25 protein-coding genes and 1 riboswitch are annotated in these 24,940 nt (G+C 43.8%); of the genes, 13 read left to right on the top strand and 12 right to left on the bottom strand.

Going from position 1 to position 24,940, the window contains the following annotated elements; translation table 11 throughout:
- Positions 1-11: 11 nt before the first annotated feature.
- The 8 genes from pstB to D4T97_RS03435 all read right to left on the bottom strand — a co-directional run bounded on the left by pstB (position 12) and on the right by D4T97_RS03435 (position 9,264).
- Positions 12-812, bottom strand: coding sequence for a phosphate ABC transporter ATP-binding protein PstB (gene pstB / locus D4T97_RS03470; protein WP_328588758.1), 801 nt, complete (start codon positions 810-812; stop codon positions 12-14).
- 27 nt (positions 813-839) lie between these two features.
- Complete coding sequence (gene pstA / locus D4T97_RS03465) at positions 840-1,718, bottom strand: phosphate ABC transporter permease PstA (RefSeq protein WP_126047658.1); 879 nt, start codon at positions 1,716-1,718, stop codon at positions 840-842.
- Positions 1,718-2,665, bottom strand: coding sequence for a phosphate ABC transporter permease subunit PstC (pstC, locus tag D4T97_RS03460; protein WP_126047656.1), 948 nt, complete (start codon positions 2,663-2,665; stop codon positions 1,718-1,720). The genes pstA and pstC overlap by 1 nt, the downstream gene beginning before the upstream one ends.
- Positions 2,666-2,730: 65 nt before the next feature.
- Complete coding sequence (locus D4T97_RS03455) at positions 2,731-3,723, bottom strand: PstS family phosphate ABC transporter substrate-binding protein (protein ID WP_126047654.1); 993 nt, start codon at positions 3,721-3,723, stop codon at positions 2,731-2,733.
- 606 nt (positions 3,724-4,329) lie between these two features.
- On the bottom strand, positions 4,330-6,093 hold the full coding sequence (gene pnpS / locus D4T97_RS03450; protein ID WP_126047652.1) for a two-component system histidine kinase PnpS: 1,764 nt from the start codon (positions 6,091-6,093) through the stop codon (positions 4,330-4,332).
- Positions 6,094-6,095: 2 nt separating this feature from the next.
- On the bottom strand, positions 6,096-6,803 hold the full coding sequence (locus D4T97_RS03445) for a response regulator transcription factor (RefSeq protein ID WP_126047650.1): 708 nt from the start codon (positions 6,801-6,803) through the stop codon (positions 6,096-6,098).
- A 13-nt stretch (positions 6,804-6,816) separates the two neighbouring features.
- Positions 6,817-8,922 carry a heavy metal translocating P-type ATPase gene (locus tag D4T97_RS03440; protein ID WP_126047648.1) on the bottom strand — a complete coding sequence of 702 codons (2,106 nt, stop codon included), beginning with the start codon at positions 8,920-8,922 and terminating at the stop codon, positions 6,817-6,819.
- Between the two features lie 24 nt (positions 8,923-8,946).
- The gene (locus D4T97_RS03435) at positions 8,947-9,264 is read right to left on the bottom strand and encodes an ArsR/SmtB family transcription factor (RefSeq protein WP_206435526.1); all 318 of its coding nucleotides are present in this window, start codon (positions 9,262-9,264) and stop codon (positions 8,947-8,949) included.
- A gap of 407 nt (positions 9,265-9,671) precedes the next feature.
- Between D4T97_RS03435 and D4T97_RS03430 the strand changes: the two genes are divergently transcribed.
- From D4T97_RS03430 to D4T97_RS03415, 4 genes are all read left to right on the top strand, one after another.
- The gene (locus tag D4T97_RS03430; RefSeq protein WP_126047646.1) at positions 9,672-9,911 is read left to right on the top strand and encodes an indolepyruvate ferredoxin oxidoreductase subunit alpha; all 240 of its coding nucleotides are present in this window, start codon (positions 9,672-9,674) and stop codon (positions 9,909-9,911) included.
- A 162-nt stretch (positions 9,912-10,073) separates the two neighbouring features.
- Complete coding sequence (locus tag D4T97_RS03425; RefSeq protein ID WP_126047644.1) at positions 10,074-10,472, top strand: DUF1259 domain-containing protein; 399 nt, start codon at positions 10,074-10,076, stop codon at positions 10,470-10,472.
- Positions 10,473-10,704: 232 nt separating this feature from the next.
- Positions 10,705-10,929, top strand: coding sequence for a hypothetical protein (locus tag D4T97_RS03420; protein ID WP_126047642.1), 225 nt, complete (start codon positions 10,705-10,707; stop codon positions 10,927-10,929).
- Positions 10,930-11,084: 155 nt separating this feature from the next.
- Positions 11,085-11,222, top strand: a complete 138-nt coding sequence (locus tag D4T97_RS03415; RefSeq protein ID WP_126047640.1) for a YjcZ family sporulation protein — start codon at positions 11,085-11,087, stop codon at positions 11,220-11,222.
- 351 nt (positions 11,223-11,573) lie between these two features.
- Here D4T97_RS03415 and D4T97_RS03410 read toward each other — a convergent pair whose 3' ends face one another.
- Both D4T97_RS03410 and D4T97_RS03405 read right to left on the bottom strand, forming a co-directional pair.
- Positions 11,574-12,623 carry a beta-carotene 15,15'-monooxygenase gene (locus tag D4T97_RS03410; protein WP_126047638.1) on the bottom strand — a complete coding sequence of 350 codons (1,050 nt, stop codon included), beginning with the start codon at positions 12,621-12,623 and terminating at the stop codon, positions 11,574-11,576.
- Between the two features lie 92 nt (positions 12,624-12,715).
- Complete coding sequence (locus D4T97_RS03405) at positions 12,716-13,423, bottom strand: cytochrome c biogenesis CcdA family protein (RefSeq protein ID WP_126047636.1); 708 nt, start codon at positions 13,421-13,423, stop codon at positions 12,716-12,718.
- A gap of 178 nt (positions 13,424-13,601) precedes the next feature.
- Between D4T97_RS03405 and D4T97_RS03400 the strand changes: the two genes are divergently transcribed.
- On the top strand, positions 13,602-14,582 hold the full coding sequence (locus D4T97_RS03400; RefSeq protein WP_164525454.1) for a DUF4003 family protein: 981 nt from the start codon (positions 13,602-13,604) through the stop codon (positions 14,580-14,582).
- A 199-nt stretch (positions 14,583-14,781) separates the two neighbouring features.
- On the top strand, positions 14,782-14,931 hold the full coding sequence (locus D4T97_RS20395) for a hypothetical protein (protein WP_164525453.1): 150 nt from the start codon (positions 14,782-14,784) through the stop codon (positions 14,929-14,931).
- Between the two features lie 152 nt (positions 14,932-15,083).
- Here the strand turns inward: D4T97_RS20395 and D4T97_RS03395 are convergent, their stop codons facing one another.
- The gene (locus D4T97_RS03395) at positions 15,084-15,410 is read right to left on the bottom strand and encodes a four-helix bundle copper-binding protein (RefSeq protein ID WP_126047632.1); all 327 of its coding nucleotides are present in this window, start codon (positions 15,408-15,410) and stop codon (positions 15,084-15,086) included.
- Positions 15,411-15,600: 190 nt separating this feature from the next.
- On the opposite strand from D4T97_RS03395, the gene D4T97_RS03390 reads away from it, so the two are divergent.
- The 4 genes from D4T97_RS03390 to D4T97_RS03375 all read left to right on the top strand — a co-directional run bounded on the left by D4T97_RS03390 (position 15,601) and on the right by D4T97_RS03375 (position 20,011).
- Entirely contained in the window at positions 15,601-16,293 is a 693-nt protein-coding gene (locus tag D4T97_RS03390; RefSeq protein ID WP_235872136.1) for an ABC transporter ATP-binding protein, read from the top strand.
- On the top strand, positions 16,290-17,045 hold the full coding sequence (locus tag D4T97_RS03385) for an ABC transporter permease (RefSeq protein WP_126047628.1): 756 nt from the start codon (positions 16,290-16,292) through the stop codon (positions 17,043-17,045). The genes D4T97_RS03390 and D4T97_RS03385 overlap by 4 nt, the downstream gene beginning before the upstream one ends.
- A 1,419-nt stretch (positions 17,046-18,464) precedes the next feature.
- Positions 18,465-19,505 (top strand): M14 family zinc carboxypeptidase, encoded by a 1,041-nt coding sequence (locus tag D4T97_RS03380; RefSeq protein ID WP_126047625.1) that lies wholly within the window; start codon positions 18,465-18,467, stop codon positions 19,503-19,505.
- Between the two features lie 122 nt (positions 19,506-19,627).
- Complete coding sequence (locus D4T97_RS03375) at positions 19,628-20,011, top strand: DUF302 domain-containing protein (protein WP_126047623.1); 384 nt, start codon at positions 19,628-19,630, stop codon at positions 20,009-20,011.
- 54 nt (positions 20,012-20,065) lie between these two features.
- Here D4T97_RS03375 and D4T97_RS03370 read toward each other — a convergent pair whose 3' ends face one another.
- Positions 20,066-20,935 (bottom strand): cation diffusion facilitator family transporter, encoded by an 870-nt coding sequence (locus D4T97_RS03370; protein WP_126047621.1) that lies wholly within the window; start codon positions 20,933-20,935, stop codon positions 20,066-20,068.
- 254 nt (positions 20,936-21,189) lie between these two features.
- Positions 21,190-21,297, top strand: a riboswitch (SAM riboswitch).
- Positions 21,298-21,401: 104 nt separating this feature from the next.
- Between D4T97_RS03370 and D4T97_RS03365 the strand changes: the two genes are divergently transcribed.
- The 3 genes from D4T97_RS03365 (at position 21,402) to D4T97_RS03355 (ending at position 24,927) form a co-directional block, all read left to right on the top strand.
- The gene (locus tag D4T97_RS03365; RefSeq protein WP_126047619.1) at positions 21,402-22,577 is read left to right on the top strand and encodes an acyl-CoA dehydrogenase family protein; all 1,176 of its coding nucleotides are present in this window, start codon (positions 21,402-21,404) and stop codon (positions 22,575-22,577) included.
- Between the two features lie 14 nt (positions 22,578-22,591).
- Complete coding sequence (locus D4T97_RS03360; protein ID WP_126047617.1) at positions 22,592-23,977, top strand: LLM class flavin-dependent oxidoreductase; 1,386 nt, start codon at positions 22,592-22,594, stop codon at positions 23,975-23,977.
- Positions 23,978-24,090: 113 nt separating this feature from the next.
- Entirely contained in the window at positions 24,091-24,927 is an 837-nt protein-coding gene (locus tag D4T97_RS03355; RefSeq protein ID WP_126047615.1) for a MetQ/NlpA family ABC transporter substrate-binding protein, read from the top strand.
- Positions 24,928-24,940: the final 13 nt, after the last annotated feature.

Here is a 24,940-nt window from a genome sequence, read left to right as displayed (position 1 = left end):
CTTTGTATGATTTAGCCAAATCGGCCAGTTATATAGTCTTCCGTTCTCTTGTCATCCGGATTAGAGAACATAGCAGTAGTCCTGTTAAACTCAATCAATTCCCCATTTAGGAAAAAGGCTGTTTTATCCGAAATGCGCGCTGCCTGCTGCATATTGTGCGTCACAATAATAATGCTGAATTTTTCCTTTAATTCTTGAACGAGCTCTTCCACTTTTAAAGTGGAGATAGGGTCAAGGGCAGAAGTCGGTTCATCCATCAAAATGACATCAGGTTCAATTGCAAGGCACCTGGCAATGCAAAGACGCTGTTGTTGACCGCCGGAAAGACCATAGGCATTTTCGTTCAACCGGTCTTTCACTTCATCCCAAAGTGCTGCCCCCTTCAAGCTTCTTTCCACAATTTCATTCAATATTTTTTTGTCGCGGATACCGTGAATCCGCGGGCCATAGACGACATTCTCATAAATCGACTTTGGAAACGGATTGGGCTTTTGAAAGACCATTCCCACTTTTGTCCTTAATTCTTCGACACCGAACTTATTGTCCAGAATATTCTTCCCTCTATACAAAAGCTCGCCATTCATTTTCACTATAGGAACAAGCTCTACCATCCGATTAAGAGACTTGATGAATGTGGATTTTCCACATCCGGAAGGTCCGATGATTGCCGTGACCTCGTTCTCCGCAATATTAAAATTAATATCTTTCAATACCTGCTTTTCCCCATACCAGAGATTAAAATTTTTTGCTTGGAAAACATCTTTCTTTTCCACATGATCATCTGGTCTGATAGTCGGCTCATTTCTGACCATTGTTGAAATCAAAATCATCCCTCCAATTTAATAACGTTTGGAAAATTTATTTCTAATGATAATGGCAATCGAATTCATCAGAAGTAGCATCAGTAGCAGCACAATGATTCCGGCAGCAGCTACATCATGGAATGCAACCTGCGGTCTGCTGGTCCAGTTGTAAATTTGGATCGGCATAACGGTGAAACCGGACCAAATATTTTCAGGTACAAAAGCGACAAAGGTCAATGCACCGATCATAATGAGCGGGGCCGTTTCCCCGACTGCACGTGATAAAGCCAATATACCCCCGGTCAGTATCCCTGGAATTGCCGCAGGTAAAATGACCCGGCGAATGGTTTGCCATTTTGTTGCACCCATTCCATAAGACGCTTCCTGAAGCTCCTTCGGAACAGAGCGGATTGCTTCTTGAGCTGCAACCACAATGATCGGAAGGATTAATAAGCTCATCGTCAATCCCCCGGCAAGAACACTTCTTCCCATTTCCATCATGCGTACAAATACAGTCAACCCCAACAATCCGAATACAATGGAAGGAACACCCGCCAAGTTGGAAATATTCATTTGAATAAAACGTGTAAATCTATTTTTCTTCGCATACAGCTCAAGGTAGATGGCACAGCCGACACCTAAAACGATGGATACCGGCCCGGTAATGACCATCAGCCAGATCGTTCCGAAAATGGCGGCTTTGATACCCGCTTCTTCAGGTCTGCGTGACGCAAAGTTTGTAAAAAAGTCAGCGTTCAAATAGCTGTACCCTTGCGAAACAATACGGTAAATCAATACTCCCAATACAAGCAATCCAACTGAAGTGGCGAGCATGAATACCCACTTTGATAGTCTATTTTTTAAAAGGCGGGAGTCCGTCCTTTTCGCTACCTTTTCTTCATTTATAAATTCCATCAGTATTCCTCCCTAAAACGCTTGGAGATCCATTGAGCAATAATGTTCATGATCAGTGTAAAAATGAACAGCGCCATCCCGACTGCATAGATGCTGTAGTAGATGGTTGAACCATATGAAGCATCCCCCAAGCTCACCTGCACAATATAAGCGGTCATGGTCTGGATCGTTTCCGTTGGATCAAATGTCAAATTCGGTTTTGAACCGCCGGCAATCGTAACGATCATCGTTTCACCAATCGCACGGGAGATCCCTAGTACACTTGCTGCGACGATACCGGATAATGCTGCCGGCAAAACAACTTTTAATGATACTTCCAGCTTCGTAGATCCAAGTGCCAGGGCACCTTCTCTCATGGAACGTGGAACTGCGCTCATTGCGTCTTCGGAAAGGGAGGCGATCATTGGAATAATCATGACACCAACAACAATACCGGGACTTAATGCATTAAAAAATTGCAGGTCGGGAACGATTTTTTGCAAAAGCGGCGTAACAAATGTCAGGGCAAAAAATCCATAGACAATGGTCGGAATCCCAGCGAGCACTTCCAAGATGGGTTTGATAACCCTTCTGACACGGTCACTGGCATATTCACTTAAATAAATAGCAGTTGCAAGACCGATCGGCACTGCTACAACCATGGCGATAACAGCGACAAGTAAGGTGCCCGTGATCAGCGGCGCTATGCCATATTGAGGGTCTGCTTCAAAAAACGGAAACCACTCTTTGCTTGTAATAAACTCTAATATGTTAACACGTTCAAAAAACGTAATTGTTTCCACTAGTAATGTAATGACGATTCCAATCGTAGTTAAGATAGATATGACTGCCATAACAAAAAGAAAAATAGGAACGGACTTTTCAATTAAACCTTGCTTTAACCTGGACTTTCTTTTATTTTCTTCAATGAGTGCGGCAACTGATTTCCTTTCCGCTTTTAACTCCATACGGAAAACTCCTCACTATTTTCATGTTAAAGGGAGAGGGGGACTCCCCTCTCTCCTAATGATTGTTATTTTGAAACTTCTTCCAGTTTTTCAAGAGCTGCTTTATATTCTTCGTCTTTAAGGCTGACGTAACCAACTTCTTCAGATAGAGTTCCTGCGTTTTCAAGAGCAAACTTCACGTACTCGTATACTTGCTCTTTCTCAGCTAATGCTTTATTGCTAACGTACATGTATAGTGGGCGAGAAAGCGGCTCGTATTCGCCACCCATGATAGTGTCATGGTCTGGAACGATTGCTTCTCCTTTGCCATTCACGATAGGTACAACCTTCAGGTTGTCTTTATTTTCATAGTAGTAAGAGAAACCGAAGAATCCAATTCCACCTTTATCTCCCATTACACCTTGTACCAATACGTTGTCATCTTCAGACAGAGTCGCATCTTTTCTCATTTGCTCGTCTTCCAAAATCACTTCATTCCAGTAGTCATAAGTACCAGAGTCAGTACCAGGGCTGAAGAATGAGATCGGCTCTTCCGGCCATCCATCGCGGACATCCGCCCATGTTTTCACATTTCCGCTTTCCAGCCACATTTTTTTCAATTCGTCAACAGTCAGTTGATCAACAAAGTCATTATCTTTATTCACTACAACAGATAGACCGTCATAGGCAATTTCAAATTCTGTATAGTCGATGCCTGCTTCTTCCACCAGCTGCGCTTCTTCATCTTTAATCGGACGGGAAGCATTGCTGATGTCCGTTTCACCTGCGATGAATCTTTTAAATCCTCCGCCCGTTCCTGAAACACCAACCGGCGCTTTGACATCAGGCTGCACTGCTGCAAATTCTTCGGATACTGCTTCTATGATTGGGAAAACTGTAGAAGATCCGTCAATACCAACAGAACCTGTCAACTTTTCATTAGATGTCTCTTCCACCTTCGATGAGTTGTTCTCGTTTCCTTCTGCATTGCTGCTTGTGCTTCCGTCACCATTTCCACATCCGGCAAATAATAGAGCTGAAGATAAGGTGACTGTTGCTAACGCGGTTTTGAATTTCATTCGTCAATTTCCCCCTAATTTTTTCTTTGATCAACTTCAATGATTATATTACTCTCTCTTTATCAACTTTCGATGAAGCCAATGTAAAGATTATGTAAAGATGAACAAAGCACATGAATTCAAATGATTTGTTTAACTTTCGACCATATTTTCATAGATTTAGATCATAGTCTGGATGATGAAGATGGGTAATCGGAAATCGTGCAATTCTGGTTTGAGTTCGTGCAATTCTCCATTGAATTCGTGCAATTCCGGCCCGAGTTCGTGCAATTCTCCATTTGGTTCGTGCAATTTCCGGCCTGAATTCATGCATTTCACTATGAAATTCGTTTAATAGCCACGTACTTTTCAGACAGGATTTTGAAAATCTCCCGTTGTATGCGGACGTATTTCAGCAAAGTTGGACGCTCTGCTTCTGTTCACATTTCATCCCGACTCGACTATATCCACCCCGATTTCAATTATATTTCCGCCCAGTCGGACCATACTGCGTCGAACTTAGATCATATTAAAGTTCAGATCATATCTTCACCTTTTTCGATCGCACACTTTAAAATCATAAATTTTTGCACATAAAAAATCCCCGCACCCATTCAGGTGCGAGGATCACTGTTTCTTCGGCAATATAACGGTGAATGCCGTTCCTATTCCTTCTTCGCTTTCAACTTCAATTTTTCCATGATGTGATTCAACGAGGTGCTTGACGATCGCAAGACCGAGACCGGTGCCGCCCGAGTTTCGCGATCTGCCCTTATCGACCCTGTAAAAGCGCTCGAATAGCCGCGGAAGGTCTTTTTTGGCGATGCCGATTCCGGTATCTTTGACAGTTATTGCAACGCTGTCTTCCCTTTCCGCAAGCGTCACCGCAACTTCCCCTCCTGCAGGCGTATAGGCAATAGCATTAGAAACAAGGTTCAAAATAATTTGCTGAATGCGGTCCTTTTGCCCTTCCATCCAGATTTCCCGATTTTCTGGCAAAATGAGTTCCAACTCTTTTTTCGCAACTTCTTTTCGAACTGTGTCAGCGACACGATCCACTACTTCAGCAACATTCAATGGTTCAATATCAAGCGGTATTGAATGCTGCTCAATTTTGGACAAATGAAGGATATCATTGATTAATCGATGGAGACGATCACTTTCCTTATGAATGATTCCCAGGAAATGGGTCAGCGCTTCTTTGTCCTCCATTGCCCCATCCAGCAAAGTTTCGGTAAAGCCTTTGACCGAAGTAATCGGCGTCTTCAGTTCATGGGAAACGTTGGCGATGAATTCACTTCTCATTTTTTCCAGCCGGCGGATGTCAGTGATGTCATGAAGAACTGCCACAATCCCCATTAACTCGCCGTTTTCCCCGACATATGGCGCAAGATGCGCATCAAGTATCCGTTCATTTGGGTAATAAAATTGGATTTCATCCCTGATTTCTGTCTGCTCATTCAGGCATCGATCGATCATTCTGCTTAAGCCTGCGTTTTTCACAACTTCAACATGTTGTCTTCCTGTGAAAGCTGCAGGGTCCGAATCAAGCATGCTGCCTAATGCACGATTGGCAAGCAAAATCTTGCCGTTTTTGTCCACAAGCAGAACACCGCTCATCATGTTCCTTAAAACTCCGGAGAGCTGCTGCTCATTTTCCTGGATTTTCTCCATTTGGCTTTTCAGGCTCGACGCAAGAACATTGATAGCGTTGGCTAGCTGCCCCAATTCCCCTTTGGGCTGCAGACGCACTCTAGCGGAGTAGTCCTTATCCTTTAATTTTTCGGATACGTACATCATCTCTTCAACGGGTTTGGCGATACCTTTGGCAATCCTAATTCCGATCAAAGTAGTCAACAGCAAAGCCGCAAGTAGAACAATCGTCATAGTAAGCCGAATTTGCCTAATGGCGTTTTCAATGTTTTCAAGAGAAAGGGCAACCCTGACGGCACCTTTAACCTCCCCGTCAATTTTAACTGGAATGGCGGCATACATCATGCTGTACCCCAGTGTGTGGCTGAATCTGGTCGATATGCCGGATTCCTTCCCTTCTTTTATGACACGCTTGACTTCCGGACGGTCCGCATGGTTTTCCATAAGCGCCGGATCGTCTTCCGAATCAGCCAAAACTTGTCCTTTAAGATCAATGACTGTCACCCGGGATGTCACCGGAGCGGACAGCTCCTTTACTTTTTCCTGAAGGCCCTCTCTTTCAAGCCCATTCAGCTCAAGCGACTGTAAAACAAGATGGGCTGTTTGCTTGAGCTGGCTCTCTTTTAAATCCATATATGTATTTTTCATTGTGTTGGCCAAAAAAAGGCCAGACCCGAGCATGGCAAAAAACATGAGCACCAAAAATGAGAACGTAATGCGTACCCATAGCTTATGCATCCTTAAGGCCTCTCCATTTTATAGCCGAATCCCCGAATTGTTTTAATATAACGGGGATGCCGTGTATCATCTTCTATCTTTTCCCGCAAGTTGCTGATATGGACATCAACAATCCTTGAGTCGCCGACAAAGTCGTAATTCCAGATGGCATCAAGCAGCTGCGTCCTGCTCAACACTTTCCCTTCATTTGACGCAAGATACAGCAACAGCTCAAACTCCTTTGGAGTGAGTTCCAGTCTTTCCCCATTCAATAACGCTTCGTACCTTTCCGGATAAATCGATACTTGTCCCAATTCTACTACAGGTTCAGGGGGCTTATCCATTGCGGAGCTGCTTTCTTCAAAATTTTTGGTCCGACGTAAAATAGCCTTCACCCGCGCAACCACCTCGCGCGGGCTGAATGGTTTTGTCAAATAATCATCTGCACCCAGCTCCAGTCCAAGCACTTTATCAAACTCATCGCCTCGGGCTGTCAGCATTAAAATCGGTGTGTTCACTTTTTCTTGGCGAAGAGCTTTACATATATCCATGCCATCCATTCCAGGAAGCATCAAATCCAAAATCATTAAGTCGGGACGCTCTTCAACCGCCTTTTCTAAACCTTCATTTCCGTCCGATGCCGTCAAAACGGAAAATCCTGCTTTTTCCAGATTATATTGAAGTAATGTTACAATAGATGGTTCATCTTCCACAATTAGAATTCGTTCCATTTTCTCAGCCTCCTCATTTAGAGTGCACTCCTGATCCCGTCTTGTCAATTAATATTGTCAGGCTGATGAGCGTGACAAGGACAGTAGCACCCATATCCGAAAGGATCGCAATCCATAGTGTGAGAAGGCCGGGGATAGTTAGCAGCAAGGCAATCAGCTTGAGACCCAGAGCTAAAGAAATATTCAATTTGATGACGGAATTCACCCGTTTAGCAATTTTGATTGCCCCCGGTAATTTGCCCAGATGATCCTGCATAAGCACAATATCGGCTGTTTCTATGGCGCTGTCTGTCCCTTTGCCCATGGCAATCCCAAGATCTGCAACAGCCAGAGCCGGAGCGTCGTTGATGCCGTCACCCACCATCGCTGTTTTTCCTTCATGAATCAGGTCATTTATCTTTTCTACTTTTTGATCCGGAAGCAAATTGGCATAAAAGTTCGTCAACCCTACGGCATCAGCCACTTTTGTAGCCGTTTTTTCATGGTCCCCTGTCAACATGACCGCTTTTTTGACGCCAGCTTCATAAAGCTGCTGGACAACCTCTTTACTTTCCGCTCGAATTTCATCCGCGATTCCAAAAAGGCCGAGAACCCGCGTATCATCTGAAACAGCGACGAGCGTGTAGCCAGCATTTTTCAACTGATCAATATCGGCTCGAACCTGTTCGTCAATTGCGTCTGGATGGATGCTCGCCTCATTTCCCAGGCGATACAATTTCCCGTTGACGGTCGCCTCAACGCCTTGACCAGGAATCGTCGTGATGTCGGCCGGCTCCTCCAATTGAAAATTGTGTTTTTCCAATTCCTTCATGACTGCTTTAGCCAAAGGATGAGAAGATGATTTTTCTATAGAACCCGCCATGTGTAAAAATTCAGCTTCATGGTAAGAAATCATTTTTTCTACATGGGGTTCACCTTTTGTTAAAGTCCCCGTCTTATCGAAAGCGACTGTATCAATGTGTCCAAGCAGTTCCAAGAAAACTCCGCCTTTGATCAAAATTCCGTTGCGGGCATTTCGGGTGATCCCTGAGATGATCGCAATCGGCGAAGATATGATCAGTGCGCATGGGCAACCGACGATCAAGACGGCAAGCCCCTGGTAAAACCAGCTTCCCCAATCACCGCCAAAAAACGGTGGGACGACCATGACAATAGCAGCAATCGCCATGATTAGCGGCGTATAATATTTGGCAAATTTATTGATGAACTGCTCGGTCGGTGTTTTTGTTTCTTGCGCTTCCTCTACGAGGTGGAGGATCTTTGCAAGCGAGGAGTCCTCATAAGCTTTTGTAATCCGGACTTTCAAAACGCCCTCGTTATTGATGCTGCCTCCATAAACCATTTCTTCTGCCGCTTTTTCCACGGGCATTGACTCACCAGTAATAGCAGCTTCATTGACAGAGCTTCTGCCGTCAACAACAACCCCGTCCGAGGGAATTTTTTCACCCGATTTCACAAGAACGATATCGTCAGTCTTCAAATCAGCAACAGGGATGACTTTTTCCAAGCCTCCCGCAAGGACAATCGCTTCCTTCGGCGCTGCATCCAGAAGAGTTTCCATCGACTTTCGGGCCTTTTCCATTCCTAGGCCTTCCAAATATTCGTTGATGCCAAACAGGATCGCAACAAGCGTTCCCTCTTTCCATTCCCCGATGCCAAACGCTCCAATCAACGCAATCGTCATGAGCGTATCAATATTGAACTTGAATCTAAAAAGATTTTTCAATCCCTTTATAAAAATGGAGTAGCCGCTCAATGCAGCCGCAGCTACATATAGTAAAACGGGCGTCCATCCAGGCATTGATTTTTCAAAAATCATGGCAAAGGCATACAAAACTGCAGAAATTCCGATTAAATAAAGCAGCTTCCGTCCCGAGCCGTGATGGTGGTGGCTGTGATCATGATCATCATCTTCTTTTCCGCGCTCCTTGATGATGGCGGCACCATCGCTGGCCAGTATCTTCTCCACTTTGTTTATTGGGATTTGATCCGAAACAATCAGCTTGCTTGAATTAAACAGGATCTTTGCATCTTCACCATGATTCAACTTTTGTATTTCCTCTTCAAGCTCCCTTGCACAGTTTGCGCAAGAAAGCCCCTGCAGCCGGTATTCAGCCATTTTTAAAACCTCCATCTAAGATGCTCAATGCGTCGCATGGTCGATTGTCTGTTCCAAAATGTTCATGACGTGTTCGTCATCATGTGAATAATAAAAGCTCGTTCCTTCTCTTCTATATTTAACAAGCCGCAAGTTTTTTAACGTGCGGAGCTGATGTGAAACCGTCGACTGCTGTAATTTAAGGCTTTCAGCAATCTCATTCACTGAAAACTCCCGCTCGGACAGCAGATGCAAAATCCGAATCCTTGTCGGATCCCCTAATGCTTTAAAAATTTGCGAAACAGTTAATAATGTCTCTTCATCTAATTCATCCGGAAAGTCATTTTTCATTTCATTAGCCATGTTGTGTATCACTTCCAATCTTCTTATATGAGCATATGTTCATATATTAATTTCAATGTATGGAAGTTCTTGTTTTTTGTCAAGGGAATTCGCCTAAATTGTTTGTATTTTTTTCGATGGACAGGATGCCCTAGTGTGGCGCAGGCGTAAAAAAGCTGCAACATCGAACAAATGGAAAGAGATGGCTTTGTTGCAAATTGACGTTAATCCGGATTCCGATGCCTATAAACTAACATTTTATACCACTATTTTCTTTGCCTTCATTCGAGAAATTTGTGGCAAATAGTCCCATTGCATTGAAAGTGCATGCCAGGTTTGCTATATTAGCAGTAGTTTGATTTTTTTCAGTTGAAGTTTTACACACATGCCTATATTTTTTTCATACATTAGTAAAGGGTGGTTATTGAATGGCTTACGTAATTACAGCTCCTTGTATCGGAGAAAAATTCGGTGAATGTGTCGATGTATGTCCTGTGGATTGTATTGAAGAAGGGGAAGAAATGTTCTTCATCGATCCGGATATTTGCATTGACTGTGGCGCATGCCAAGCCGTTTGTCCGGTTGAAGCAATCTACCATGAAGAAGAAATGCTTCCGGAGGATAACATATACTTGGAGAAAGCAAAGGAATTCTTCGCTTCCAAATAAACGTTTGAAAACAACAAGGACGAAACTCTTCGGCCTTGTTTTTTTGTCTTCCCCCTCCGAAGCTTTACAGTAGTCCATATCGCTCCTTTTTTAGTTTGAAAACCATACAAGCTCTCCTTCCCCCGCATATGTTATATCAACATGTCGAAAGGAGGGAGATAAATGTCAACTTGTCAACGTTTGGCGAATATCATTGGCGGCGAAGTCATCACGGCTGCACCTGTTTGCGTTATCCAGAGGCTCAGAAATTTTAACGCCTTGATTTTAAACCGGAGAACCCGCTCACCACTGGCTCTTCCCTTTGCACTCTCATTTGAAAATAACCAGGGCGGACGAACTTTGAATCTTGGAGAGACAGTCATCCTACAAAGTGAAATCAACAGGTTCATGACAGCCTTAAGAAAAAGAGGATTGATCGTAACTGCCGTTCACAACCACTGGTTATTTGACAGCCCGCGTTTGATGTACATGCACTGGGAAAATGTCGGAAATCCGTTCGAGTTTACCCATAAAAGCTTTGATGCGGCAAAAGAGGCGGGGCTCTTTAACCACAAACACTAAGAGGATTTTTTGAACTCCCTATTGCCATTTAACTTGGAAGTTGCTTGATTTGATATGAAGGCAATGGACATTACAAAATAGCACCGGAGCTTTCAGCCTTTTGCTGAGTGATGAATAAACCGTCCAAAGATTGGGCGGTTCTTTTGTTGTTTTATTTTTCTCCGCGCCTATACACAAAAAAGCCAACTGAATAGTATAAGAAAGAAACACAATAGCTGAGAGGAGGATTGTGATGTCTAGGGAAAAAAAGACAAAAGAAATCCACGTGGAAAATTTGGTGATTCATGCTAAGAATGTTGAGTTCATTCGAGAACGCCATAGAGAAAGGGAGCATCATAGAGAAAGAGAGCATCATAGAGAAAGAGAGCATCATAGAGATCCTTGGAACTTCCTTTTTGGTAGACCTCGTGAGGGGCATGAAGGGGAAGAAAGCAGCAGCAGTAGCAGCGTTGAGTAATTCATAAGCAAAATTCAAAGTAAAAAAATAAAAAATGGGTGAATATCCCTTCCAGAAGTATAACAAATGCATATTTTATGGTGAGGCCCAGCAGGGATGTTCTCCTGACTGCATTGGCTCTCACTTAGAGACATTGCGGGAGAGAGGTGAGTCATTTGTTTGGATACGGAGGCTACGGATATGGCGGCTGCGGCTACGGCGGTGTTGGCGGATTCGGATACGGCGGCGGTTTTGCGCTCATCGTCGTTCTGTTCATCTTGCTAATAATTATCGGTGCAGTTTGCTTTTACTAATATTGAAAAATGATCATCCCAGTCACTCTTTAATGATGGCTGGGATGATTGCGGTTTATAGGAAAAGCGGAGACGCCTTGATCAGCCCCGACAAGCATAAGACGCTTCCCAAGGAGGCAGCTTTTTCAGCCACCACAGGGAAGCAACTGACTTCAATCACATCTTGTTAAACTCCCTTGAATCAGCTCCGCGTAGCTTTGCGCCGAGCTTAACAGTTCCTTCTTCGAATAGGCTAGCAGGAACACATTCTTCCTGAATAAGCTTCCTAGCAGGCTTATAACCTCGAGAAGCTAGACAATGGGGCTAACGTTTAGCGAAGTCTGCTAGTCGCTGGAGCCCGGATCTGGACAATCATTGTTCTTTGTCTATCAGTGAACGGAAGCGGTCCGGCTCATCGAGGCGGATTGCTGCTTTCGTGTATGTTTTTTTAAATCCCATAAAAAAATTGGCTGTAAGCGGCTTTTTGAATTCAATAATGCAGTGCGGCGGCAATGTCTCAAAATCTTTTGCAATAAAGGTGATTGTTTCCTTTTGATTGATTTTCTCTTCTTCTGCTTCCTTCCCCCACTTGATATCCTTAATTGCTTCCATTGGTATTATGATGCGTTTGCCAAGCCCAAGCGAAACAAAAATTTTCTCTCGTTGAACAAACAGCGGGTTTAATCTTATCGATTGAATATCTCCGATGAAAAAAATAACAGTATATATATTCAAGAGGAGCGTAATTACCGAAAAAACGACCGACATTTCATGAATCATCCAGTGAACAGCGGCCGTTTCTATGACAATGGCATGAATGAGCATGACATAAAAAGCGATGAGGCTTGAATTTTTGTGAAGAGAAAAATAAGCCCCGCCTGATGGCGGCTGCTTTTTCCAAGAAGCAAATGCATAGTAGAACATGAGAAATTCCGATGCGAGAACCTGAAGCAGCATATGATTACCTACACTCTTTTCCACAGCGGGTGTAAGGGAGAACAGCGGGCTTTCTCCCTGCGACTTGATCCATCGGATGATACCGGGCAGACGCCAGGCAAGTAACGCAACTAAAGCAAGTTCGGCCAAAACGAGCAGTGCTTCAATGCCGATTGCTGCAATCGGCACGTAGGTGAATGATTCAAAATAAGCGCTTGGTATGAGAAATCTGGCAAATACGAGGCCTGCTACCATCCAAGTAATGAATGATTTAACGGTAATTTTTTTTCCACGCTTCAGATACAAAATAAGGAGCGGGGCAACAATCGCAAAGTCGATCAATGAACCGACTACAACCCAGTTGGCATCAGTAGGAAGAACGATTGGTGTAAGAGGAGATCGGTACAATAACGTATTTGATCCAAGAACGAGGAAAAGCAGGGACAGCAAAATATAAAACCGGCGGTCTCTCTGAACAGCGGTCATCAGAAGCACCCCTTTTTCTTTTATCGTAGCACAGAAAAAGCCCCGCTAATATGCGGGACTTTCAGTAATTATTTAAAATCTGTGACAACTTTTTAAAACCCTGTAAAGCCGCCGAATAACGGAATTAAGATTGAAATAATGATTGTCAACCAATCAAAGAACAGAAGTATTCCCATGACGATCATTAAAATTCCACCAATCATCATAAAGCGTTGCCCGTGCTTTTTGAGGAATGTCATTTTGTCTATAAACAAAGACATAATGATAAACGGTATGGAGAATCCAAGTACATAAACCCCCATATAAAGCAGACCCATTCCCGGGTTTGCAGCCACAAGCGCGATGACTCCCATTAATATCGGACCTGTACACGGTGTCCAGCCTGCTGCAAATGCAATTCCAATTAAAACAGACCCCAAATAACCTGCTGGCCTGTTCTGGAATTGAATCTTCTTGTCCATATTTAAAAGGTTAAAATTCAGGACACCGGTCAACACCAATCCAAAAAACACTAGAACAATCGCCCCGACCTGACGCAAAAGGTCTTGGTACCGTACAAAAATATCCTGGAAAATGGTCGATGACAAGCCCAACGCCAAGAAGATGATAGAAAATCCGATTAGAAACAGGATCGTATGAATAAATGCCTTTTTCCTGAATACTCCCCGCTCCTGCTTGATTTCGTTCACAGTCATCCCTGTAATATATGACAAAAATGCGGGATATAAAGGAAGGGCACAAGGTGAAATAAATGATAAAAACCCTGCTCCGAAAGCAAGAAATAAGTTTATTTGTTGCATTTTTTTGATCACCAGCCTCTTTTATATCATATATATCCACCATAACAAAAACAATTGTATTGATTGTGAAGTAACTGTGCCATTTTATTGAATAAAACGACCACATGCAAAAAACGAAACTAAATATACAGCAATTTCGTATGTAGAGTAAAGGATAATGCGAAGGGGGTCCATTTATATGGAACAAAATATTGCCAAGTACATTGAAGTGTATGAGGAACTTAGTAAAAAGATGAAATGGAAAGTGACGGATAACAAAATTTTGATGACTATTGCCTCTTTTTATGCGCTGAATCAACAATTGTTTCAAATGGAGCGTTATCTGATGGTGGCAGAGGAGATCAAAAAACAGGCCGGCATTTTTTCTTCAATCCGATCAGAATCCCGTTACATTACAGCTGCGATGCTTGATGTGAGCTTCGAAGATCCAGAACTGAAGATCCCTGCACTGTTTCATGCCTACGATGAATTGATTGAAGCGAAATTCAGGAGAGGCATATTCACATATATTGCGGCATCTGTGTTGATTAAAAACTCCGGCTCTGAACCCGGGGATTATGGTCCTGTCATCACAAAAGCAAAAGACATTTACGACCGAATGAAAAAAGAGCACTTCTTTTTGACATCTGCTGAGGATTACCCGCTTGCGATGCTGCTTGCTTCAAGCGGCCGGGATGATGTCATTGAACGCAATGAGCGCTTCTATGAAGATCTGAACCGTCATGGATTTCGCAAAGGGAACCACCTTCAAATGTTAAGCCATATCCTGACACTGGACAAAGAGGTAAGCGCCGAAACATTATTGAGCCGGACGATTGAAGTGTTTGACGCATTCAAAGAGGTCGGGTTGAAGCAAAAAACCTTCTATTACCCGGTAATGGGAATGCTTGCGATGATTCCACCGGAAGAATTGGATATGCACAAAGTCCATCAAGTATATGAACAACTCAACCAAACGAAACATTTCAAATGGCAGAAAGATTTGAATGTAACCCTTGCTGCCAGCTTTGTTGTAAAAGACAAACTGGAAAACTCTGCTTTCATAGAAACTAGCCTGTATACATCACTTGAAACCATTCTCCAAGCTCAACAGGCGGCCATGACTGCTTCGATTACAGCGGCTGCTGCTTCATCTAGCAGTTCGGGTTCTGGAAACTGACATATATCAAACTTTGCTTTTTGATAAGGACAAGAATGACCATTAAAATCCGCCCTCCCTGCTGCACACTTGTCATCGATTTCACTCCCGTAATTGATTACCACAACTCTAATAAATCTATGTATAAATTATTTTAGAGGATCTGTAACATGTTTCATACTATTTTTAAGCGGAGGTTCTCGGTTGGAGGTGGATTTTCATGGATTATCAAATTCAGGAATTCATTTATTTACGGCCTGCATTCATTGCCGTCATCATTTTCCTGTTTGCTCTTTTGGCCCTGATGTTTTCACAAAAAAGATTCTTTACCCGCTTTTCATTTGCTTTTCTATTTCCACGATTCTTCTGATCACCAGTGGGTATATTGTGGATGCCTTTGGACTGGGCGGTGACGCGGCTTCCTTTTATATGTGGCTGGCTATTGTAGGATTATCCGTTATAAACATTTTTGTTTTCCTAAGAAAAGAAAGCCTAAACAGCCCACGGGCTGTTTAGGCTTTTTCACGAAGCCATGCTTCTGCAAATCTCTGCACATTTCAAACACGCTTCCGCACACTTTTGGCAATGATCCTGATCATGCTTTTTACACTCATTTCCGCATGCTTCGCAAATAATTGCACACAACCTGCAGATATCCTTGGCAAATGGACTGTCCATCTGCATCGCTTTAACTGCAAATGCACACATGTCGGCGCATTCACGGTCAAGCCGGATACACTCCACCATCATTTTAACATCTGTCTCTTTCAAACAGGCATCGAAGCAATAGTTGCAGGCTTCCATGCACTCCAGACAGGCTTTTATACACTCTTCGTAGGTTGCGTTCATGTTTATACCTCCTCTAGTAGATTCTTTTTTAAAATTTCCCTTGAAAAACCGTATTAAACGAAATTTATATTTCAAACTCTGTTTCCGCTTTTATACTATAATGTTCATAGAACAAAGTTAATCTCACAAAGGAAGTGCATCAACTATTTCAACGGATTTCCAATACAAACCCGCTATCCACTTTAACGGTGTGGATTACTCAATTGACGAAACAGCAATTTTAAAAGATGTGACCGGCTCCTTTCCGGATGGCAAAATCACGACATTGGCAGGACCTTCAGGAGCGGGAAAAACAACCTTGCTGAAGCTATGCAATGGACTTATCTCGCCAACTGCAGGAGACATTTATATCCACGGCAAACATATCCGTGAATACGCCCCCGTTGACTTAAGGCGGCAGGTCGGGATTGCATTGCAAAACGCGCCAATGGTAAAGGGGAGTGTATACCAAAATTTATCCCTTCCATTGGAACTTGCCGGAAAAAAGCTCTCGGAGAAAGAAGCCGTTTCATTCTTGGAAGATGTCGGTTTGGACAAATCATTTTTACATAGGGACAGCAAGGATCTCTCGGGAGGACAGAAGCAAAAAGTCTCTATCGCGAGGACACTTGTGAACCGCCCGCGTATTTTATTGCTCGATGAGATCACCTCATCGCTGGACCTCACGTCTTGCAAGGAAATTGAACAGCTCATTGTAAAAATAAACCGGCGCTACAACGTCACAATGGTGTGGATTACCCACAATCTCGAACAGGCCCGGACCATCGGGCATTATACATGGGTCATGATTGCAGGAAAAGTGGCTGAAACAGGAGATAGCAGCCTGCTTGAATCACCAAAAACTGATGAGGTAAGGCACTTCGTTGAGGGGGGACTTGCATGAGCTATACAGCATTGGCATTGACGCTTATATTCGTCCTCCTTCCGCTTCTGTTATCGAAAACCCTAAAGCTGGGTCTTGAAAAAGATACGATCATTGCTACTGTAAGATCCATCATCCAATTACTGATTGTCGGATATATTTTAAAATTTGTCTTTGAAGCTGAGCATCCCGTCTATATTTTGCTGATGGTACTGCTCATGATTGGAGCAGCCATCGAAAACGTCCGTAAAAAGGGATTGTTTATCAAAGGTATTACATGGAAAGTCGGAGCAACCATCATTTTTATCGAGATTCTCACGCAAGGAATTTTAATTGGTTTGAACATCACACCTCCAACCGCACAATATATCATTCCGATCAGCGGAATGGTCATTGGAAACGCGATGGTCCTTTCGATCTTATTTTTGAACCGTTTTACTGCAGAATTAGAAGCTCACGAAGATCAAACGGAATTAATTCTTTCACTTGGCGGCACGCCAAAGCAGGCAATTCACACGCAATTGATTTCTTCCATCAGAGCAAGCATGATCCCAACGATTGAAAGCCAAAAAACGATGGGGCTTGTCCAATTGCCAGGGATGATGAGCGGGCAAATCATCGCAGGCGCCGATCCAATGCAGGCTGTTATGTTCCAGCTGCTGATTGTGTTCCTGTTGCTGACAACGGCTGCGGTATCAAGCGTCATGCTCGGATTTTTATCATATCCTTCTTTGTTTAATGAAAGAATGCAGCTCATTCAACTAAGGAAATAAGAATGGCCGCAAAAGGGATATTCGATAGGCATTTAATGGGCGAGTGAAAAAATCACTTGAAAGGAAGTGAAGGGCTGTGATGCATTATGGGTACGGTGGAATGATGGCAGGATTCGGCTTTTTGGGTTACCTCTTCCACCTGCTGTTAACAGGGATTGTCGTCTATGTCGCAGTCAAGCTTGCTATGAAAAAATGAAGGAGGCTGTCTAGAAAGCTCCTTTATTAATCAGAGCGAGTGAAAAGGTAATGATTTTCTTTCATAGTAACCGTATCACCACTTTTTACGTTGCTTCGGTCACTTAGGGCCCCTCTTAGTGACCATATCACCACTTTTTACGCTGCTTCGGTCACTTAGGGCCCCTCTTAGTGACCATATCACCACTTTTTACGCTGCTTCGGTCACTTAGGGCCCCTCTTAGTGACCATATCACCACTTTTTACGCTGCTTCGGTCACTTAGGGCCCCTCTTAGTGACCATATCACCACTTTTTACGCTGCTTCGGTCACTTAGGGCCCCTCTTAGTGACCATATCACCACTTTTTACGCTGCTTCGGTCACTTAGGGCCCCTCTTAGTGACCATATCACCACTTTTTACGCTGCTTCGGTCACTTAGGGCCCCTCTTAGTGACCATATCACCACTTTTTACGCTGCTTCGGTCACTTAGGGCCCCTCTTAGTGACCATATCACCACTTTTTACGCTGCTTCGGTCACTTAGGGCCCCTCTTAGTGACCATATCACCACTTTTTACGCTGCTTCGGTCACTTAGGGCCCCTCTTAGTGACCATATCACCACTTTTTACGCTGCTTCGGTCACTTAGGGCCCCTCTTAGTGACCATATCACCACTTTTTACGCTGCTTCGGTCACTTAGGGCCCCTCTTAGTGACCATATCACCACTTTTTACGCTGCTTCGGTCACTTAGGGCCCCTCTTAGTGACCATATCACCACTTTTTACGCTGCTTCGGTCACTTAGGGCCCCTCTTAGTGACCATATCACCATTTTTTACGCTGCTTCGGTCACTTAGGGCCCCTCTTAGTGACCGTATCACCACTTTTTACGTTGCTTCGGTCACTTAGGGCCTCTTAATGACCGTGTTACCACTTTTTACGCTGCTTCAATCGACCCGATAGAAATTAGAGATTTTTCCAGCAGTTAACCATTCATTTAATTTTCAATAAAGGCGTCCCACAAAATCACTTTGCACTGATTTTCTGGGACGGCCTTTTTTATATGGGGATTTCTACATGTGAAATAACTGCTAAAACAAATCAGAGAGGATAGTACTTTTCCTTTGTTTCGGATGGAAGAAATACCCTATTTATATGTAAATAGGTTCAATTTCAAATTTTTAACAGGTTTTATCATTCGTGTATCGAAGGTTTTCATTAAGAAAATATTTGGGAGTGATAATGATGAAAAGAAAGCTTTTCAAAGCAACGGTTGCAGGTGCTATGGCATTAAGCACCGGTTTCATGATGGTCCCGACTGCTTCCGCAGTTGGAGAAGGCCCTGATTACGGAGGTAACGAGACCATAAACACATCTATTCTCACTACATATGAAGAAATGGTCAGTTTCTTAAAAAATCAGGAAGCAAAGCAAGAACACATGGAGCTTGAAGTCATCGGGCAGTCAGTCAAAGACCGCGACCTCTATTTGGTCAAGTATATCACCAACCCCAATAACCCGACCATCCTTTTCCTCACGCAGCAGCATGGAAATGAAACATTGAATACTGAGGGAGCATTAGAGTTCATCAAACATTTAGGTACAGGGAAAATGAAAGGGGTACTTGACGGGGTAAACATCTTGATCTTACCAAGGCTGAATCCAGATGGGGCGGCAGGAGATGTTAATTTTTCTTTGGAAGACTATGTGGCGGACGGCAGCTATAACCTAACAAGATACAACGCGAACAGAGTAGACCTGAACCGCGATCATGTGTCGCGGATCCAACCGGAAACTAAAGCGCTGCATGATAACGTGCTCGGCGTTTATGACATTGATTATATGATCGACCTGCACCACCAAGGAACAAGCAGCGAGCGGGACGGCGAGCTGGTATCCGGCTCCATCCTTTACCCGACAACACCGAATGTAGATGCTGAAGTTTTATTAAAATCAAAACAATTGGGAGCGGTTGTATTTGATGCTATTGATTCAAAAGGCTGGGGCCATCTTGGAAAATATAACGGCGGCTCTGCCGAGACAATCAGCAGAAACGGGATCGCCGTAGAATACGGAATTTCAACACTGCTCTTTGAAATGCGAGGCATGGCCGACCATTACTACGAGCCTTATGTGCTTGGGCAAAAAAGCAATGGCTACTTGATCAAGCAGACAGTGACCACCTTGGATGCCACCGTCCGGGCCATCGCGGACCGTTCCATTGAGAACGCAGATACCTCCTTCTGGGATACATTGCCGTTCCAAAATACACGACCTTCTGAATAAGTCTTTTACCGCCAATAGAGATCTCTCTGTTGGCGTTTTGTTATTAAAAAACTACCCCCTTTTGTTTTTTCAAAAAGTAAAAGGGAATATTAATCTCAGATGACCTTTGAAGGAGGATTACCGTGTTTCATTATACAAGAGATATTCCTGTCCCTGTTGACAAGGCAATCTCCAAGTTGGAGCAGTCATTGAAAGATGAGCAATTCGGCGTTCTGTGGCAATTTGACATCAGGGACAAACTGCAGGAGAAAGGCGTAGACTTTGATAAAAACTTTACCGTGCTTGAGATATGCAACCCGCATGAGGCGAAAAAAGTGCTTGAAGAAGAAAGCCTGGCCAGCTATTTTCTTCCCTGCAAAATAGTCGTCTACGAAGAAGACAACCGGACGAAAATCGGAATGCCAAAACCGACCGCTTTGATCACTATGGTGGAAAATGACAAGTTAAAAGCATTCGCTGCAGATATTGAAGAACGGTTAATCAGGTGTATTGATGCAGTACAATGAATGCCGTCCTTCAAACTGAAAAAAGATTTCCAGGTTGCTTCTGGAAATCTTTTTTCAGTTTGGTTCGACATGGACATGCACGTCAAATACCTGATGCTCTTTCATCAAGACTTCTTCTACATTATCAGAAATCTTATGTGCTGCCTGTATACCGAGCGTAGAATTGACAAGAATGACAACATCCACCACCGAGTTGCTCCCGTACCTTCTCGCTTTTATATCCTTAATCCCTTTCACTCCTGAAATTTTTAGGATGGATCCCTTATAAAGTTCCAATTTGTCCTCATCATAACCATCGGTCAAATCAAGTGACGCATCTTTAAAAATACCCCATGCGGTTTTGCAGATTAGCACACCTACAATAACAGCAGTCACGGGGTCCAGCCAAGGGAGCCCGAATTGGGAGCCGACGATTCCAATGGCCGCACCGATACTCACCCATGCGTCGGACAAATTATCTTTAGCAGCGGCTGTTACAGCCTTGCTATCAATTTTTCTTCCCAAGTTCCTGTTATATCTATAAACCAGGTACATGACCCCAGCAGAAAAAACAGCAGTCAATGCCGAAATCAAATCCGGCGATTCCTGCTTCGCAGAAAAGACGGATGTCACAGCTTCAAACAGCACCTGAAGGCCGACGACCATCATGATAAAGGAAGCAATCATTGCAGCAATCATTTCGGCTTTCCAATGACCGTAGGGATGATTTTCATCCGCCGGTTTCTGTGAATATTTTAACCCGATCAAAACAGCGATCGATGCGACAATGTCAGTCGCATTATTCATTCCATCCGCTTTTAAAGCTGCCGAATTTGCCATATCAGCAATCACTAATTTCAACGCCGATAAAAATACATAGGCAATAATGCTAAGTATCGCTCCGCGCTCCCCCATTTTCAGATCATTGACCTTCGATTGTATCATTGATGTCCCTCCACAAAGCTCTATACATACATGATATCAATCGGCATGCGTGTGGGTCTATAGCAACCTTGTTGGTGGCGGACCTGTTTGTGAGCGGACGGAAAGAAAGTTTGTCGAGGGCAAATTTTCCATATCGTGAAACCTTCGAAATAGTTGTTAATATTTTTAAAAATAAGTTGACTATTTCTAAAATGTTGATTATACTCAATTCAAGCCAATAGGTAATTCCAAAAATTAACAAATGAATAATGATCTTCTTATCAAGAGAGGCGGAGGGACTGACCCAATGAAGCCTCAGCAACCAGCAATTATTTGCACGGTGCTAATTTCAGAAGAATACTCCTGTATTCTAAAGATGAGACTGATATAGCTTACATATGTGTATCTGTATGCCCTTCTCTCATCTTTTTTGGGAGAAGGGCTTTTTGCTTTTCAAAATTCACAATGAAAAAAAGGAGATGGTTGCATGACAACCGCGATTAAAGAAGCAAAACCCTCACTAGAGGAAGTGAAAGTTCAAATAAGCAAAATCATCGATCAAGTCATCCGCCCTAATGCTGACCGGATTGATCGGGAAGGAGAATTTCCAAGCGAAAACCTTAAAGCACTTGGCGAAGCGGGATGGAACAGTATTTTGCTGCCGGAAGAATTAGGCGGCCTTGCGCTTGATTATCATGCCTACGGGCTCGTTGTACGTGAGATAGCGAAAGCCTGTCCTTCGACGGCGCTCGTCTACACGATGAATATTGGTGCTTCGCTCATTATTTATGGTTATGGTAACGAAGATCAATGGCACAGATGGTTAAAGCCGCTCCGCGAAGGAAAAATAGGAACGATAGCCAACAGTGAGAGAGCCACTGGTGGACAGCATTGGCTTAGTGAAAGCAGAGCACAGTATACAGATGGCGGTTACCTGCTTAATTTTGAAAAATCGTTTGCGACCAGCAGCGGCTATGCCGACTTTTATGTCGTTCAAACAAGATCACCTAAATCTGAAGTTTATTCAGACCTCTCTTATTTCATTGTCAATGCCAAGCAGGATGGGATTGAGACTGGGACATGGGATGCCTTAGGCGTACGCGGAAATCACAGTTCTCCCATAAGGTTAAACAATATTTTTGTTGACGAGCGCGACTTGATTGGTGAAGAAGGAACGGGAAAAAGAATCGTGGAAAATAGCAACGCTTATATTTTCGGGCTGGGAGGGGCATGGACCGGAACAGCCATCGGAATATTCAATGAAGCTGCCGCTTTTGCAGCCAAGGCTTCCGGAAAGCACCAAATCGTAAGAAACCAGCTTGCTTCCGCGAAAATTTTAATTGACAGTTTATGCGCCTGGCAGAATGACGTTGCCTCCAAGTTGAATGAGTGGTATCAATCAGGCCGGCCTCTGCCTGATAAATTGAGGACAACGCTATATGAATTTAAAGTCCATGCATCGGAAACCGCCAATCAGGTAGCGCAAATCTCAATGGATGTCGCGGGAGGGTTCGGATATAAAAAAGGGGCATTGGAGCGCCTTTACAGGGATTCACGTGCAGGCATTGTCATGGGGCCTTCCAACAATCTTGCCAGGGAACTTATTGGGAAACAAATTGTCGGGATTGATACATCACTATGGCCGGAAGAAAACGAACAATAAAGGAGATATGAAAAATGACGGGAAAACGAATTTTACTAAACGCTTTTGTAATGAATTGCCCGGGCAATCAAGCACCGGGACTGTGGGCACATCCTGAAGATCGCTCACACCGCTACAAGGACCTCGACCACTGGATTGAGCTTGCAAAGACATTGGAAACCGCCAGATTTGATGCTGTTTTTCTGGCAGATGTATTGGGACCTTACGATGTTTATCAAGGGAACCGTGACGCTTGCCTTCGCCAGGCAGTCCAGTCGCCAATCAATGACCCCCTACTGGTCATCCCAGCCATGGCTTCTGTCACGGAGCATCTCGGATTCGGTGTAACGGCATCGGTCACACATGAACATCCGTACACATTCGCCCGCCGTATGTCCACATTGGATCACCTGACAAAAGGACGTGTAGGCTGGAATATCGTCACATCGTATTTGAAAAGTGCCTCCATCAATATCGGTCTGAAAGAGCAGGTCGAGCATGACGAACGCTATAACATTGCCGAGGAATATTTGGAAGTATGCTATAAACTTTGGGAAGGCAGCTGGGAAGATGGCGCAGTTGTAAGAGATACAGAGAAGAAAATGTTCGTTGATCCGGACAAAGTACACGATATCCAGCACGAAGGCGAGTACTTCAGTGTGCCGGGCGCCCACTTGTGCGAACCGTCACCGCAAAGGACACCTGTTATATACCAAGCAGGCCTTTCATCACGGGGCAGTGCTTTTGCCGCAAAGCATGCAGAAGGTGTTTATGTTTCAATGCCGACTATTCCCATCGCAAAGAAATACGTCCAAAAAATTCGCAGCCAAGCAGGAAATTACGGAAGAAAGCCTGAGGAAATCAAAATATTCAGCTTGTTTACACCGATTGTTGGAAAAACCGAGGAAGAAGCGAATGCGAAATACGAAGATTATAAAAAGCATATCAGCCGTGAAGGTGCATTAAGCCTATTCAGCGGCTGGACAGGTATTGACCTTTCCCAATTTGATCCAAATGAAAACCTTCAGTTTGTCGAGAATGATTCTATGCGCTCACGGGTGGAAATTTTTACGAAAGCTGATCCAGACAAACAATGGACCATAAATGAAATAGCCGAATTCGTGGGACTTGGCGGTATCGGCCCCGTCGTAGCCGGCACTCCGGAAGCGATTGCAGATGAAATGGAAAAATGGATTAATGAAGCTGGTGTGGACGGGTTCAATATTACGTATGCGGTTATGCCTGGATCATTCGAGGATTTTGCCGAACTCGTCATCCCGGTATTGGAAGAACGGGGATTATTGAGAGTAGACGGAGCAAGCAAAACATTGCGCGGCAATTTATTCGGTGACGGCGACCAGTTGGCTGAACATCATCCAGGCAAGCAATTTTCCTGGAAGCTGCAAGCTGTTCCTCAGTAAGCGCCAGTATAGAAAATTTGGCCGGCTATGGGCCTGACGTAAATATTGCCGGATGAAACTAGCGGCCGATACATACATGTGGCAGTTTCATCCAATCTATTAAACTTGGGGGTATGGATGTGAAAAAGTTAGTCATCGGAATCATATTATTAACAGGGATAGCTGTTCTTGCCGCCTGCGGTTCGAGCAGCGCAAGCCAAAGCAAAAAAGAAATTAAGATTGGGGCTACCGCCGGCCCTTACAGTGATCAAGTCAAGGACAGCATCAAGCCTATACTTGAAAAAGAAGGATACGACGTCAAGGTAATTGAATTCAGTGACTATGTCCAGCCGAATAAGGCCCTTCACGAAGGAGACCTGGACGCAAACGTATTCCAAAACATCTTATATATGGAAAAATTTAATAACGAACACGATATGGATTTAGAAGAAGTTCTTCCGGTTCCAACCGCGCCCATTGGCGTTTATTCCGAAAAACACAAAGACCTTTCTGATATTCAAAAAGGTGCAAAAGTGACATTGCCGAATGATCCGGTCAATATGGCGAGAGCACTGATCATGATGGATGAATATGGCTGGATTGCCCTGAATGGCGAAGTGGATCCGTCAAAAGCTTCTGAAAAGGATGTAGCCGAAAACAAGCTGGAGTTAAAAATTGTCCCTCTCGAGGCAGCGCAGTTACCACGCTCACTGGGCGATTCCGATTTCGCGTTCATTAACGGGAACTTCGCCATCGCTTCAGGTATAGACCTGGAAAGCGCATTAGGTTTGGAAAAAACACCCTACGAGTACATGAACCAAGTGGTCATCAACAGCAAGGATAAAGACGAAGCGTTCGTGCAGGCACTCGAAGACGCGTACAAGTCTGAAAAGTTTGTTCAATACACGGATAATAACCTCGCCGGCTTTGTCAGACCCGAATACTTTGGAGAACTCGAGGCACAAAAATAAAACACCAAAAAAT

The organism is Siminovitchia acidinfaciens (assembly GCF_003605385.1).
Taxonomy (GTDB): Bacteria; Bacillota; Bacilli; order Bacillales; family Bacillaceae_C; genus Siminovitchia; species Siminovitchia acidinfaciens.
The sequence above is the reverse complement of the archived record's forward strand: the minus strand, read 5'-3'. Positions and strand labels throughout refer to the sequence as shown.